Consider the following 13129-nt stretch of genomic DNA (forward strand, 5'->3'; position numbering starts at 1 on the left):
ATACGCAAAACGCGGAGCAAGAGGAAAAGCGGCAGAGCACGAGTGAAATGTGGTGCGTACTCAGCGGGGCGTTGTCACGTTAACTGGCGGTCTACGACGGCCTGGGCGAGGATGATGGCATGAAGAAGCCGCCAGACCCGCACCATCGCCATCGTTTCCCGGCAGACCTCATCAGCCACGCTGTATGGCTCTATCACGTGTTCAGCCTGAGCTTCCGAGATGTTGAGCTGCTGCTAGCCGAGCGCGGCGTCATCGTCTCTTACGAGAGCGTCCGCCGATGGTGCCTGAAGTTTGGATCAGCCTTCGCCGACAATCTGCTCGCCGCCGACCTCGGCCCGGTGATAAATGGCACCTCGACGAGGTGTTCATCCGCGTTCAGGTGAATTACGCTATCTCTGGCGCGCCGTGGATCAGAACGGCGTCGTGCTATCATCTCGCCATCACCATGAGTTGGTGGGCGTTCTTCGCCAGCTGCCTCAGTTGATCTCGCCCGCAATCTTGGCTTCGCGCTGTTTTATTGCTCGACCCTCACGCCTCACCAACGTCACGCCTGGGTCTAGCACTGAACCCCGAGCCCAATCGTGGGTGGGTTTGATGCCCCTTTTCCATGCGAAAAGGCTTATCACAGCCATCAAGTGCCTTCGCAGAAGGCAAAGGGCCGATTAGGGTGCGCTGACACGCTCAACGGGCACGCTACGGATCATAAAGACCGACAGTAGGGACAGCCATGACTGATGCGGAGCGAGCGACGTTGTCGCTCGTGCGAAGGCGTTCGCGACAGCTGCCCATGCTGGCCAGGTGCGCAAGTATTCCGGTGAGGATTACATAACCCACCTCGGGGCTGTGGCCTCAATTGTGGAGGCGGTTGAGCATACGACTGGGATGTTGGCCGCAGCCTGGCTGCAAAGCGTGCTCGAGACGGGGCATCTGCGTCTCCTTCTAACGGGCAGAGTGCGCAATTTGTCGGCCCCTACGCCGTCTGGCGCCACCACACTCTATACGCGCTTAGGGTTCTAATCGCGTATTAATAGACGGCCCATTGTAATGCCGGGGCGGCACCTCTCTCGATCTGCCATACGCTAGCTAGATCTGGACAAAGGTGCACCCGACTATTGATCGGCCTGCTGGCTTTTTTCTGTGAGTTACGTCGGTCCTAATATCCCACAAGGCTGAGGTGATTAACAACCAGAGCTGGATCCAATGTCCCGTCAAAGGCTGCGAGCACGTTTCGCACTGTTGCTTTGCCCATTTCTACCAAACATTCGGCCGTTAGGGCCGCACAATGCGGACTGAAGACGATTTCCTCACGTGCAAACAGGGGATCGTCAGCTGGCAATGGCTCCCGCAAGAACACATCTAGTCCGGCACCGCGCAGATGGCCGCTTTCGAGCGATGCTACGAGTGCGGTTTCGTCTATAATGCCGCCGCGAGACGAATTCAGCAGAATCGCGCCCCTCTTCATCTGAGTCAGTGTCTCGGCGTCGATCATGTTCCGGGTTTTGTCGCTAAGTGGCACATGCAACGACACCACGTCGGCAGCCGTCAGCGCCTCCTCCAGGGAAGGGAAGAACGTCACCGCCGGGAAGTGCGAAGGCTCGATGAAGGGGTCGAAGCCCACGATCGACATGTCCAGCGCCCTCGCGCGCTTGGCAAGTTCCTGGCCAACGCGCCCGTAGCCAACTAGTAGTAGCGTCTTGCCGCGTAGCTCCATCGCTGTCATGCGGCTCCGAATTCCGAAGTCTCCCGCCCGCATCGCGCGGTCGAAGCGGGCGCCGTTTCTGGCTACGGCCAGCATCAGGAAAAGTGCGTGCTCGGCGACCGACACTGCATTAACATCGCCGATGATTGTCACCGGGATCTTGTGCTCGTTGCAAAAGGAAAGCGGCACGTTGTCGTATCCCACGCCGTGGCGCGAGATGACCTGCAGCGTCCGCGCGTTCACCAACGCAGAAGCCGGCAACGGTGCGTCGCGGATAGTGATCGCATCGACACCGTTGATGTGAGCAGCTATGTTCTCCGCACTTGTATCAGTCAATATCTCGTATTCGATCCCGCCATGCTCATCGAACAGACGTAGCGCTTCATCACTGATGGGCTGGATAACGAGGACTTTCTTGCGGTTTTTCATCTGATAGTGACCTGTTCTGACCGCTTGTTCACGAAAGTAGCCGAGACGGTTGCCTTAGCCACGTTGACGGCAGGATTTCGGCGCTAGACGTCGTGTTTGAGCTTGCGGGCATTCTGACGCCGGTGAGGCCGGTCCTGACCGGCCCTGCCGGAACTCAAAAGTGATAGTTCTCGATGTTGGCTTGCGTGAATATCAGCGGCGGTCCAAGTAAGATCTCGTCCTTCGCCGTGAACTTCAAATTCCCCAGACGCCCGGCCGCCACAGAGCCCTTCGCCGGATCCAGGGTGCCGTCCAACTGCGCTTTCGTAATATAAATCGCGGCGTAGCCGATATCGACCGGGCTCCACAACACGGCTTCCTTGACGATGCCGCTCTTTATGTAAGGACGAATAGAGTTCGGCACACCAATCCCGGCAATCGTAATCTTGCCCGAAAGCCCCAGCTGCTTGACCGCCTCAGCGACGCTGACTTCGGCTACGCCGTCGACAGTGAAGACGCCTTTGGTCTCGGGGTGTGAACGCAGGTAGTTTAGAGTGATGTCGGTGCCTTTCTGAATGTCTTGCTCGCCCAACAGTGTGGTCTTAATGACCATGCCGGGATATTTCGCAGCGATAGTGTCTTTGATAGCCTTCATCCAGGCCAGCATGTTAGATGCGGTGAGCGATCCGGTCACCATCACGAAATCACCCGAGGTGCCAGCGCCCTTCGCCATGATGTCGACGATGGCGTTGCCAATCGCGGAGTAGGAGGCCTGGTTGAGGAAGACTTCGCGCGCGTTGGGCGTCACATCCGCATCCCAGGTATTGACCTTGATGCCCTTTCGACGAGCGCGCAGCAGCGACGGCGCAAGTGCAGTGGGGTCCAGCGCGCAGATAGAGATCGCCGAGACTCCGCTGCGAACCAGTCGGTCAACGATATCGACTTGACCAGCGACATCGGCATCAACTGGTCCGTTATAATGGACCGTCAGGCCGAGAGCCTTACCAGCCTCCTGCGCGCCGTGGTTGGCCGACACAAAATACGGATCGCTGGTGAATTTTGGCACGAAGGCGACGGTACTGCCCTCGGCCAGCGCGGAGTGACTTAGCAACGTGCTAGCACTAGCCAGGAGCCCCGCGCCAATGCCCCGCAGCGTTTGCCGCCTAGTGGGCCTGCATAAGCGGGTCGGCAGCTCGTTAAAGTTAAGCATCTTCTTCTCCCTGTAGGGTTACCGACGTTCCGCCGGTTGAGTGAGCCCGCATGTCAGCGTGGCGACTTGCGAAACAGTTCATTGGCCAGCACGCCCAGGATGAGGAATGCGCCAACCACGACGAGCCCCCAGTCATTGCGCACACCAACTGAGGCTAGACCGTCCTGCAAATATGCCAGCACCAGGACGCCAAGCAGGGTGCCGAGGATACCGCCCGCCCCTCCGGTGATCCGGGTACCCCCCAGCACAACCATAGCGATCACAGGCAGTTCCAGGCCCATTGAAGCATTAGCACGAGCAGTGGACAGCCTTGCGGTCTGGATGATCGCTGCTACGGCGACCAAGCCCCCCATTAGACCGTAGATCGCGAGCTTAGTGCGTTCCACCGATACGCCCGAGAAACGCGTGGCGAGTTCATTGGCGCCAACGCTATAGACGCGGCGGCCGAAGCTAGTGCGGGACAACAACAGCCACAGCGCAATCGCTGCCACCAAAAGAATGGGCAGCTGCGTGGGCACCAGCCCGTTTATGAAATAGGATTGGCCGATGGTGGTGAACCACGGCGGAAAGTCCGACACCGCGGCCGCATTGGAGATAGCATAGGCCGCGCCGCGATAGATCGCCATGGTAGCAAGTGTCACGACGAAGGGATGCAGCCCGAGATACGCGACTGCCGCACCGTTCAGCAGTCCGCCCCCAATGCCCGTAGCGAGGCCAAGCAGCATGGCCGCGGGCAGCGGCAGGCCAGCCTGAAAGCTAAGTCCCATCACCACCGAAACGAGCGCCAGCAGCGACGCGACCGATAGGTCGATGCCGCCGGAGATGATGACGAAGGTCATGCCGAGCGCGAGGATGCCGGTCTCGACGAAGGTGCGCGAGGTATCGAGAAGGCTACCGGGGCTCATATAGCCCGGTAAGAGCAGATTGAAGACGGTCAACTCCGCGAGCAGGAGCAGGAATAGAACCATCGTGCGGGTTAGGGAGGGTCTGCGGCGCCTAGGCGCCTCGGTAGGGGTCAACGGCCCTACGATTGTCGGGCTCATGATGCCCTCCTTAAGGCGCGGAACCGGACGGCATCGATAGAGATCGCGGCCAAGATGAGCGTCCCAAGTACAAGTTGTTCGAAGGTACCCGGCACACTGTTAAGCGTCAGGGCATTGAGGATCACGCCGACTAGCAAGGCGCCAAACACCGGGGCGAAGGTCGAACCGCGGCCGCCTGTAATGCTAGTGCCGCCGAGAACCACCGCGGCGATGGCCTGCAGCTCGAAGCCGGTCGCGGCAGTAGCCTGGATCTCGCCAATCTGGCCTGCGAAGACCGCCCCCGCGATACCGCAGCCGAGGCCTACTGCTACAAAGCAGCGGAATTTAACGAAGCCCGCACGCAGGCCAACGGCATCGGCGGCACGCCGGTTGCTGCCCACAGCGAGAATGTCACGGCCCCATTCAGTATGGCGATTGGCGATGTCGAATACAGCGAAGACCAGCACCAGAAAGACGATGGGTGTGGGTACGCCCACGACCGTACCAAGTCCGAATTGACGGGCCGCATTTGGCACCAGGAGAATGCCGTTAGCGCCCAGCAATAGCACCACGCCGCGCAATCCAAGCAGCATCCCGAGAGTCGCGACGATGGAGGGTACACGGCCGATCGTCACGATGGCGCCGTTGAGCAAGCCAATAAAGGCTCCCACTGCGATCGAAGCAAGCAGCGGCAAGAGCAGCCCTGACGTGGCATGGGCCATTGTGGCGAAGGTGAACGCGCAGGCGGCGAGCAGGGAGCCGACTGAGACGTCAATTTCGCCGGACAGGATCACCTGATTGAGCGCGAGCGACACTATTCCCACCACTGAGACCTGGCTCACGATACTCAACAGGTTGGCCCCAGCCAGAAAGCGCGGCGTGGTGAGACCCAACAGGATCGCCATGATCACCAGAAAGGCGAGCGGCGGTGCTTCCGGCCGTCTGATGACGCGGCCGACCCACAGACCTTTCACACGACCGCTCCGGGATGCAGCGTGACATCCTCATTGTGCTCGGCCACGATTCCCGCAGCCGCAGCGCCGATCGCAGCGACAGGGAAGTCGGGACCTTCGAAGCTGCCAGTCAGACGGCCGCGATGCATCACTAGGATCCGGTCCGCCATCGATAACAGTTCATTCATCTCCGACGACACCACGAGCACGGCTTTTCCGGCCGCCGCTAGATCGTCAATGATGCGGTATATTTCGGCCTTAGCGCCGACGTCGACGCCCCGGGTCGGTTCGTCGAGCAGGATGATGTCGGGCTCAACCACGAGCGCTTTGGCTAACAGCACCTTCTGTTGGTTACCGCCCGATAGCGAGCCGACTGGTGCACCTATGCTGTTGCAGCGTATTGAAAACAGGCCGCGGAATCGCTCGGCGATCTGTTTCTCTCGCCGGCGAGAAACGAAACCACCGCGCGAGATGCGGTCAAGCGCGCTGAACGTCATGTTCCAGTCGATTGCATATTCCAGCACGAGACCCTGCGAGCGGCGTTCCTCTGGCACATAGATGATGCCATGGCCGATGCCTTGCCGGGACGTCGCGATGGAGACGGGATGTCCTGCGATGAGGATCTGTCCATCGGTCGCCGGCGCGATGCCGAAGATTGCCTGCGCCACCTCGGACCGGCCGGCTCCAATAAGCCCCGACATGCCGACGATCTCACCGCGACGAACCGTGAAGGAGATGTCACCAAAAACCCCGCGTCGGCTCAGGCTTCGTAACTCGAGCATAGTGTCACCGGCCGGGTGGCGCGTTCGGTGGAACAACTTGCTGAGCGGGCGACCGATCATCATCTGGATCAGGGTTGTCATTTCAAGGCCACTGGTGGGGCCGGTATGGATGCGTTCTCCGTCACGCATCACAGTGATGTAATCGGCGATCTGGAAGACTTCGTCGAGACGATGCGATATATAGATAATTGCGACACCCCTCCGCTTGAGCTCGCCCAAGATCCCGAACAACCGCTGCGCCTCGCGTTCTGTGAGCGCCGCCGTGGGCTCGTCCATGATCACGATGCGCGCGTCGTGCATCAGCGCGCGTGCAATCTCGACCATCTGGGCATTCGCCCCTGAGAGCGAGCGTATCGGCGCATCAACGTCAATTGCAATATCGAGGCGTGCGAAGGCGGAGAGTGCAGAGCGGCGCATCGTCGCCCAGTCAAAGGTGCCGAGGCGGGTTCGCGGCCTCTTCCGTCCGACAAAGAGGTTCTCGACGATCGACAGATCGGGGAACAGGTCGAGCTCTTGCGGCACCATTGCAATGCCTTCGGCTTCCGCGGCACGGGGTGAAGTCAGCGTCACGAGCCGTCCAAAGACCTCTACCTGACCCTCGTCGGGGAGGTGGACTCCGTGCAGCATTTTCATCAAAGTGCTTTTGCCAGCTCCGTTCTCGCCCATTACTGCGTGCACCTCACCGGCGCGGAACTCGAGATCGACGTGACGAACGGCCCAGGTCCCGAAAAAGCGCTTCCCCGCTCCAATCAGACGACAAGCGGCTATCGTCGGCTTGAAGTCAGCAGCTGCAGCGCACGAGATGGGTTCGCCGATGTCCTGCATGTCCTCCCCTTACAAGTCCACTCCCCGTCTCTGCGGGACTTCGATCGATCTACCGGTGTTTACCAGGATTGTCAAACAATCCGATTTGACAATCCTGGTAAACGATTATATCCCACCTGCACGTGGAGGGTCCGTAATGCCGCCCAAGAATCTGATAGACCTAGCGGGTCCTAACGGACGTGGAATACGGACGACTTGGCTACACAGCGCCTCACCGCTGTCAGCCGAAATGATTGCGCGGCTGGGTTGGGACTGTCTGGTGGCCGATATGCAACACAGCATGACTGGCTTTGAGGAGATGGTGACGCTATTGCAGGTCACGACCAATCTCGGCGCCCTTGTGCTGGTGCGTCCACCGGCGCTGGACGTCGCCCTAATTGGACGGCTTCTAGACGCTGGAGCGAGCGGCATCATTTGCCCGATGGTGAGTTCCGTCGCCGAAGCCCAGACGCTGGTCTCCGCCTGCCGTTACCCGCCGAGCGGTTCGCGCAGCTTCGGCCCTGTGCGAGCTCGATTGCTGTTCGGTGACGACTACGTCAGCAAGGCCAACGACCAGGTGCTAGCAATTGCAATGATCGAGACCTCAGAAGGGCTGGAGGCACTGGATGCTATCGCGCAAGTTCCAGGTCTCGACGGCGTCTTCGCAGGACCGAGCGACATTGCGGCCAGCCTAGGCCGGCCACCACGTATGGATACCGACGACAAGACAGTCCTCGACGCGCTTCACCGAATCGCGCAAAGCGCTGTGAGAGCCAACATCATGGCCGGCCTTGCCTGCGAAACCACAGCCTACGCCAAACGGATGCAGGCGGAGGGTTATCGCCTATTTGTCACCGGTTCGGATCTGCGGCTCATGACGGCGGCATCGAAGCGCCTCCTGGCCGAATTCATTGCATGACGAAGGAGCCCGACTCATCCTTATCCGCCTCAGGCCAAGAAATCGTTGAGGCCCTCCGCGATGACATCGTCTTCGGACGCCTCAACCCCCGTGAACGCTTGGTCGAAGCCGATCTAGTACTACGTTTCCGCTCCCATCGGGCAGCCGTACGCGAGGCTTTGTTAGCGCTCGAGCAGGCCGGGCTCGTTGATCGGCAGCGCAATAAAGGTGCCTCGGTGCGCGACCTCAAACCAGAGCGTGTCGAGCAGATCTACGCGGTGCGGATGCTGTTGGAGACGGCTGCTGTCGAGGCGATGCCCCTGCCACTGAAACCTGAGGCCATGACCGAGCTCGTCGCGATCCAGCACGACCATGAGAAGGCCGTTGCGCATCAGGATCTTAGGCGCATCTTTGACCACAACAACCGCTTCCACCGGCACCTCTATGCCCAGCTGGGAAACCCCGTGCTTACCGAAATGATCGATCTTTGTGCCATACGGGCGCTTACGGTGCGGTTTCACCCCTACATGGACCCGAACTTCCTCACCAAGGTTTGCCGCGATCACTGGGCGATGATCGAAGCCTGCCGGCAATGCGACCGCCCTCGACTAGTTGCTCTTGTGAAGGAACATCTACCCCTGGCGAAAGATCGCTATCTAAAGACATATAATGCTGCCGTGGTCCAAGATCTCGTTTTTGCCAAGCGCGCGTGAGGAGCGATAAAAACTCTCGATGGAGAACATATGATGAGCAAACTCTTCGACTCCGCAAAGAATATAGAATTCGTTGGGCGCAGCAACCAGGCTGGGCGCGCTGATGGCATCCAATGTATGATACACAAGGGCCACGCCTTCGTCAGCCACGTTTTCAGCGGTGGCGTCAGCGTCATCGACGTGCGTGATCCGCGCAACCCCGCCCCGGTAAACTTTCTGCCAACACATAACCGGTCATGGTCGGTGCACATACAAACCGCCAACGATCTTCTTCTTGTGGTGGAAGAATTCAACTTCTATTCCGTTTACGTAAAAGAGACCGAATATTACGGCCACTCGATTGAAGGTGTGCATTCGAGCAAGTTCGGGAAGAGAGGTGAAGACTATACCGCCGGCATGCGCGTTTACGACATCTCTAACCCGGCGCATCCACGTGCAATTGGCTTTATGGAGGTGGAAGGCCTGGGCCTGCATCGAATTTGGTGGGTTGGAGACCGCTATGCCTATGCGTCCGCTCTGCTCGACGGCTACACGGACCACATCTTTATCGTTATTGATATGGAGAATCCCGCCAAGCCGCGCGAAGTTGGCCGCTGGGCGCTACCCGGAATGTGGGCCGCGGGCGGCGAGACGATGACGATGGCCGGCCGCGTGGCGCTTCATCATGCCGTGATCGATGGTAGCGTGGCGTATGCATCCTGGCGGGATGGTGGCCTCACTCTGCTCGATATTTCGGATAAAGCCGCGCCAAAGCTCATCTCGCATACCAATTGGTCGCCGCCCTTCGCTGGTGGCACGCATAGTGCTCTGCCGCTGGTCGATCGCGGACTATGCATTGTAGCGGATGAGGCGGTTCTCGACATCGACCAGGAGCCCATGAAATATACTTGGGTGGTCGATATCCGCACGCCGCAGAACCCGGTGACTGTCGCGACCTTTCCGACACCACGTGACCAGGATTACGTCGCCAAGGGCGGCCATTTCGGCCCTCACAATCTGCACGAAAATAGGCCAGGTTGTTTTCAGAGCTCTGAAATCATCTTTGCAACCTACCAGAATGCTGGGGTTCGAGTATTCGACATCCGCAACCAGTTCCAGCCTCAGGAAATCGGCTTCTTCGTGCCAAGCACACCCGAGCAGTGGTTGGATACCCGTCCTGACCGCCACCGCGTCATCCACACCTGCGACGTCAACGTCCAGAGGGACGGGCTTATGTACATTACCGATTACAATGCGGGGCTCTACATCCTGCAATGGAAAGGAGTTTAGCTTGTCCTAATGACCTCCTGCTTGCGCCACATCGATCAACCTCGGTGGCAGGAGCAGAAAGAAAGGGGTAGCGATGGCGAGCTTTTCGGTCATCTTTTGCCTGAAGCCCGATAACCTACTGCGCCGTGGATTCCGTTGAGCAGATTCGTATCTGTTGGGGGCCGCTGACTCATGACAGGCCTGCGCTGCAGCTAAGCCTTTTGGGCTGGCCGCCCTTCCTGCTCGACACACCAAATCCCGACGAAGCACGCGATCACCTCTTTCGGCAGCAGCAGCTCGACGTTCCGAAGGCTCAGGCTATATACATAGTAGAAATCAGGCAGCGCGACCTGCGATCTCAGCTGGAAAGCGTTTTCAACGAATGGACATTGCGTCACTGGCTAATGTTGCCAGTGTGCATCGGCCAACCCCACTGCGAGTTTCTCTCTCATGCACCAATACCACGCGTGACCTCACGAGATCAGCGGGCACAGTTATCCGCCACGGCTGGCCGCCGAGGAGAAAGTCTTGACGACCGATTTGAGCAGCACATTGCACTACAGTCAGGCGAATATGGTGAACCAACTAAAAACAGATACGGGTGGCCACCGGATACACGCAACTGAGGTGCCGCAAAGGCTTTACGATATCGTGGGAGAGCATATCGCGGACAGGTGATATTCCACACCAACTGCCGCAGGTAGGAGAAAGATGGGGAGGCGGGGCTCGGACGCCTGAGCTTCGATAAGGCTGCGCAGCACGGTATTGAAATCGAACATGCCATAGTGATAGGCGAGCATCGCCGGAATTCCCGCGGCGGTCGCCGTGGCGATAGCCTCGGCCAGGAAGAAATTGCCCGGGACCCGTTGTGCCGCAAGCGCTGCCGAGCGGCCGTTGACGGGAAACAAAGCGAGGTCCGCGCCGAGGTCGTGCATCTCCTCTGCCTGGCCCGGAAAAGGCACCGTATCCCCGGAATGCACGACTGTCGCACCCCCTGGCATTGTCAACTTAACCAGTTGAGGTGGGCTCTTGGGTAGGAGCATGGAGCACGACGCATTTATGCTGTCGTCTGGGTACACGTCTCCTGGTCCCAAACCCTGAAGGCCGCTGAACGGGTTGCCCGGTACCGCCTCGCGGTCGTTAGATGGCGCTGCGGATGAAAGTGGCCATGGATGAAGGCGTGTGCGGATAGGAAGCGTTGCGCTTGCCGCGCCGACTTGAAGCGCTGCATCTGCCGTTCTCGGCGCCGAGTTGGTCGATGCGAGTTCTCCGCTCGATTGTTCAGGTAGCGGCTCTTGCGGTGTTCGACATCGGGCATCAGCGTACGCTTCGCCGCGCCATAGCTGCCCAGCTTGTCGGTGATGAGGACGCGCGGCACATACTGCAGACCCTTCAGCAGCCGCTTGAAGAAGCGCTTCGCCGCTCCGGCATCGCGGCGACGCTGCACCAGGACGTCGAGCACGATCCCATCTTGATCGACGGCACGCCAAAGATAATGCAGCTCACCCCGGATCCGGACGAAGAGGCGAGTGGCGCGGGGCAGTTGCATCCCCGCGCTCTCTCAGAACCGGACGTGATACTCTCGCATCATCCGGCTCCCATTGTTCGGCCGCTTCCATAGAGCAGGCTCCAGTGAGCGAACAGCCGAGGCTGATGGCGTGCGATGCGCGCCAGCCAGTGTCGGGATCGCCGCTTGTGCCCGCGCAGGGACTTGAACTTTCCGCTTGCCCATCGCGCCAAGGTAAGGTCGATGCGCTGCAAGGTCGGATAGAGGGCCGAAGGGCAGAACCGCCCGTAGTAGTTGATCCAGCCGCGAATGCTCGAGTTGAACATCTGCGCGAGATCATCCAGGGTCTTGTCACTTCGTCGATGCATCGACCAACTCCGAACAGCCCGACGGATCGCCGTGAGGGCCTTTGTGCTGACTGCGGGACTGAACGAGACGCCCATCCCCCCGGCCCTTTTGCTCACCATCCTTGGCCTGAAAGCGTAGCCAAGAAAGTCGAACTTGAAGGTCGGGTGAGTTTCACGGCGACTTCCATCCTTGCAATAGACGATCTTCGTCTTCTCAGGATGCAGCGTTAGTCCGCACTCCGCAAACCGCGCCTCAAGAGCAGTCCGCAGCGCTGTGGCTTGGTCTTCAGTGCGACAGTGACAGATCGCATCATCGGCATAGCGTTCGAACAGTATGTCCGGGAAGTTCCGGCGCATCCACAAGTCGAACGTGTAGTGCAGAAAGAGATTGGCCAAGAGGGGGCTGATGACCCCACCCTGCGGCGTCCCTCTCTCTCGCCCGATGATGCTCCCATCCGCCATCTGCATCGGCGCTTTCAGCCATCTGTCGATGTATAAAAGCGCCCACGGACAATCGGTGTGCTTGCGCACCGCCCGCATCAGCAGTTCCGTTTCAATGCTGTCGAAGAAGGCTTTGATATCGAGATCAAGAACCCAGTCACGACGCCAGCATCGCTGCCGCGCCATGCCGACTGCATCAAGCGCCGATTTGCCGGGCCGGTATCCATAGGAATCCGGGTGGAATTGCGGCTCCACCAACGGTTCCAGATGCCGTTTGACCACCATCTGGGCGATGCGATCAGCGACCGTGGGAATCCCCAGAGGGCGCGTCTTGCCATCGCTCTTTGGTATGTCGACCCGCCGCACCGGTGGCGGAAAGTAGCTGCCGGACGACAGACGATTCCAGAGTTTGTAGAGGTTGTTCCCAAGATCAGCCTCAAAGTCCGAAATCGTCTGGCCGTCTACGCCAGCCGCCCCTTGGTTGGCTCTAACCCTCTTATAGGCTTCCCCTACTTCCCTTTTCGGAATGTCATACGGCTTGGCTCTATCCATGAGGGTCCTCCCGTTGCTGGTTGCCCTCAGGCCAGAGCTGAACAATGCAACCCCTTCGCTCCAGCCCCATTACAGGACCTTCATCACTACTACGGGTTGCTCCGCCCCTGTGCCCCGCATCGGTACTCTCATCCTCATAGGGTCCACCTATTTGGATTTCTCCCTTAGCATCGGGGCGACAGGTTCCTGCGTTCCACATAGAAGCCTGGTTCAGAGTCACGCCGCCTTTATGCCGGATGCCGCCTGGGCAGAAATCAGGCCATCCCCCAGACTCGTCCCGGGTTAACGAGTTCCACCCGGTTTCGACATCGTCTTGCACTTTTCGACACGTCATCAGCGGTTCGCTTTCGCTCGTCTCTCTGAACCTCACCTGACGGGATCAAGTCCCGCCTTTTCCGCAACGCTCACCACAACGGCTCTTTACCGTCGCAGCTTGCGGTAGTTTGAAGCCTGCCCCTGACGGTCGGCTTCGAGGGGCCCACCCTCATCTTCTATGCAGCTCCGCACTTCCATCGCTGGTCGTGCGTTCACAGCACACCCTCGTC

The 13129-nt window shown here is 59.3% G+C and carries 10 protein-coding genes and 2 pseudogenes; 4 read left to right on the forward strand and 8 right to left on the reverse strand.

Annotated features, from left to right (window positions below):
• Positions 1-119: 119 nt before the first annotated feature.
• A pseudogene (locus tag GSQ83_RS21620) lies at positions 120-429 on the forward strand (transposase); the annotation flags it as partial.
• Between the two features lie 724 nt (positions 430-1153).
• On the opposite strand, the gene GSQ83_RS21630 reads toward GSQ83_RS21620, so the two are convergent.
• From GSQ83_RS21630 to GSQ83_RS21650, 5 genes are all read right to left on the reverse strand, one after another.
• Entirely contained in the window at positions 1154-2128 is a 975-nt protein-coding gene (locus GSQ83_RS21630; RefSeq protein WP_158804958.1) for a hydroxyacid dehydrogenase, read from the reverse strand.
• Positions 2129-2282: 154 nt separating this feature from the next.
• Complete coding sequence (locus GSQ83_RS21635; RefSeq protein WP_158804959.1) at positions 2283-3317, reverse strand: substrate-binding domain-containing protein; 1035 nt, start codon at positions 3315-3317, stop codon at positions 2283-2285.
• Between the two features lie 53 nt (positions 3318-3370).
• Positions 3371-4360 carry an ABC transporter permease gene (locus GSQ83_RS21640; RefSeq protein ID WP_158804960.1) on the reverse strand — a complete coding sequence of 330 codons (990 nt, stop codon included), beginning with the start codon at positions 4358-4360 and terminating at the stop codon, positions 3371-3373.
• A complete protein-coding gene (locus GSQ83_RS21645; RefSeq protein WP_158804961.1) occupies positions 4357-5313 on the reverse strand; it encodes an ABC transporter permease in 957 nt (318 codons plus the stop codon). Before GSQ83_RS21645 ends, GSQ83_RS21640 begins: the two co-directional genes overlap by 4 nt.
• Positions 5310-6899 (reverse strand): sugar ABC transporter ATP-binding protein, encoded by a 1590-nt coding sequence (locus GSQ83_RS21650; protein ID WP_158804962.1) that lies wholly within the window; start codon positions 6897-6899, stop codon positions 5310-5312. Before GSQ83_RS21650 ends, GSQ83_RS21645 begins: the two co-directional genes overlap by 4 nt.
• A 136-nt stretch (positions 6900-7035) precedes the next feature.
• Between GSQ83_RS21650 and GSQ83_RS21655 the strand changes: the two genes are divergently transcribed.
• The 3 genes from GSQ83_RS21655 to GSQ83_RS21665 are packed head-to-tail and all read left to right on the forward strand — an operon-like array spanning position 7036 to position 9758.
• Entirely contained in the window at positions 7036-7797 is a 762-nt protein-coding gene (locus GSQ83_RS21655) for an HpcH/HpaI aldolase/citrate lyase family protein (protein WP_158804963.1), read from the forward strand.
• Positions 7794-8489, forward strand: a complete 696-nt coding sequence (locus GSQ83_RS21660; RefSeq protein WP_158804964.1) for a GntR family transcriptional regulator — start codon at positions 7794-7796, stop codon at positions 8487-8489. The genes GSQ83_RS21655 and GSQ83_RS21660 overlap by 4 nt, the downstream gene beginning before the upstream one ends.
• A gap of 33 nt (positions 8490-8522) precedes the next feature.
• Positions 8523-9758, forward strand: coding sequence for an LVIVD repeat-containing protein (locus tag GSQ83_RS21665; protein WP_216850466.1), 1236 nt, complete (start codon positions 8523-8525; stop codon positions 9756-9758).
• A 620-nt stretch (positions 9759-10378) separates the two neighbouring features.
• On the opposite strand, the gene GSQ83_RS21670 is transcribed toward GSQ83_RS21665, so the two are convergent.
• From GSQ83_RS21670 to ltrA, 3 genes and pseudogenes are all read right to left on the reverse strand, one after another.
• Positions 10379-10738, reverse strand: a complete 360-nt coding sequence (locus GSQ83_RS21670) for an MBL fold metallo-hydrolase (protein ID WP_216850468.1) — start codon at positions 10736-10738, stop codon at positions 10379-10381.
• A 184-nt stretch (positions 10739-10922) separates the two neighbouring features.
• Positions 10923-11244, reverse strand: a pseudogene (locus tag GSQ83_RS21675) (transposase); the annotation flags it as partial.
• 80 nt (positions 11245-11324) lie between these two features.
• Positions 11325-12584: a group II intron reverse transcriptase/maturase gene (gene ltrA, locus GSQ83_RS21680; RefSeq protein WP_174246711.1), complete on the reverse strand. Its 1260-nt coding sequence runs from the start codon at positions 12582-12584 to the stop codon at positions 11325-11327.
• Between the last annotated feature and the right edge of the window lie 545 nt (positions 12585-13129).

This window comes from Acidisoma sp. L85 (genome assembly GCF_009765865.1).
Classification (GTDB): domain Bacteria; phylum Pseudomonadota; class Alphaproteobacteria; order Acetobacterales; family Acetobacteraceae; genus Acidisoma.

Excerpts from the sequence above, each read along its gene's own strand:
- GSQ83_RS21655 (WP_158804963.1), top strand. The coding sequence starts at position 7,036 with ATGCCGCCCAAGAATCTGATAGACCTAGCGGGTCCTAACGGACGTGGA.
- GSQ83_RS21640 (WP_158804960.1), bottom strand. The coding sequence starts at position 4,360 with ATGAGCCCGACAATCGTAGGGCCGTTGACCCCTACCGAGGCGCCTAGG.
- GSQ83_RS21630 (WP_158804958.1), bottom strand. The coding sequence starts at position 2,128 with ATGAAAAACCGCAAGAAAGTCCTCGTTATCCAGCCCATCAGTGATGAA.
- GSQ83_RS21665 (WP_216850466.1), top strand. The coding sequence starts at position 8,523 with ATGAGCAAACTCTTCGACTCCGCAAAGAATATAGAATTCGTTGGGCGC.
- ltrA (WP_174246711.1), bottom strand. The coding sequence starts at position 12,584 with ATGGATAGAGCCAAGCCGTATGACATTCCGAAAAGGGAAGTAGGGGAA.
- GSQ83_RS21660 (WP_158804964.1), top strand. The coding sequence starts at position 7,794 with ATGACGAAGGAGCCCGACTCATCCTTATCCGCCTCAGGCCAAGAAATC.
- GSQ83_RS21670 (WP_216850468.1), bottom strand. The coding sequence starts at position 10,738 with ATGCCAGGGGGTGCGACAGTCGTGCATTCCGGGGATACGGTGCCTTTT.
- GSQ83_RS21635 (WP_158804959.1), bottom strand. The coding sequence starts at position 3,317 with ATGCTTAACTTTAACGAGCTGCCGACCCGCTTATGCAGGCCCACTAGG.
- GSQ83_RS21650 (WP_158804962.1), bottom strand. The coding sequence starts at position 6,899 with ATGCAGGACATCGGCGAACCCATCTCGTGCGCTGCAGCTGCTGACTTC.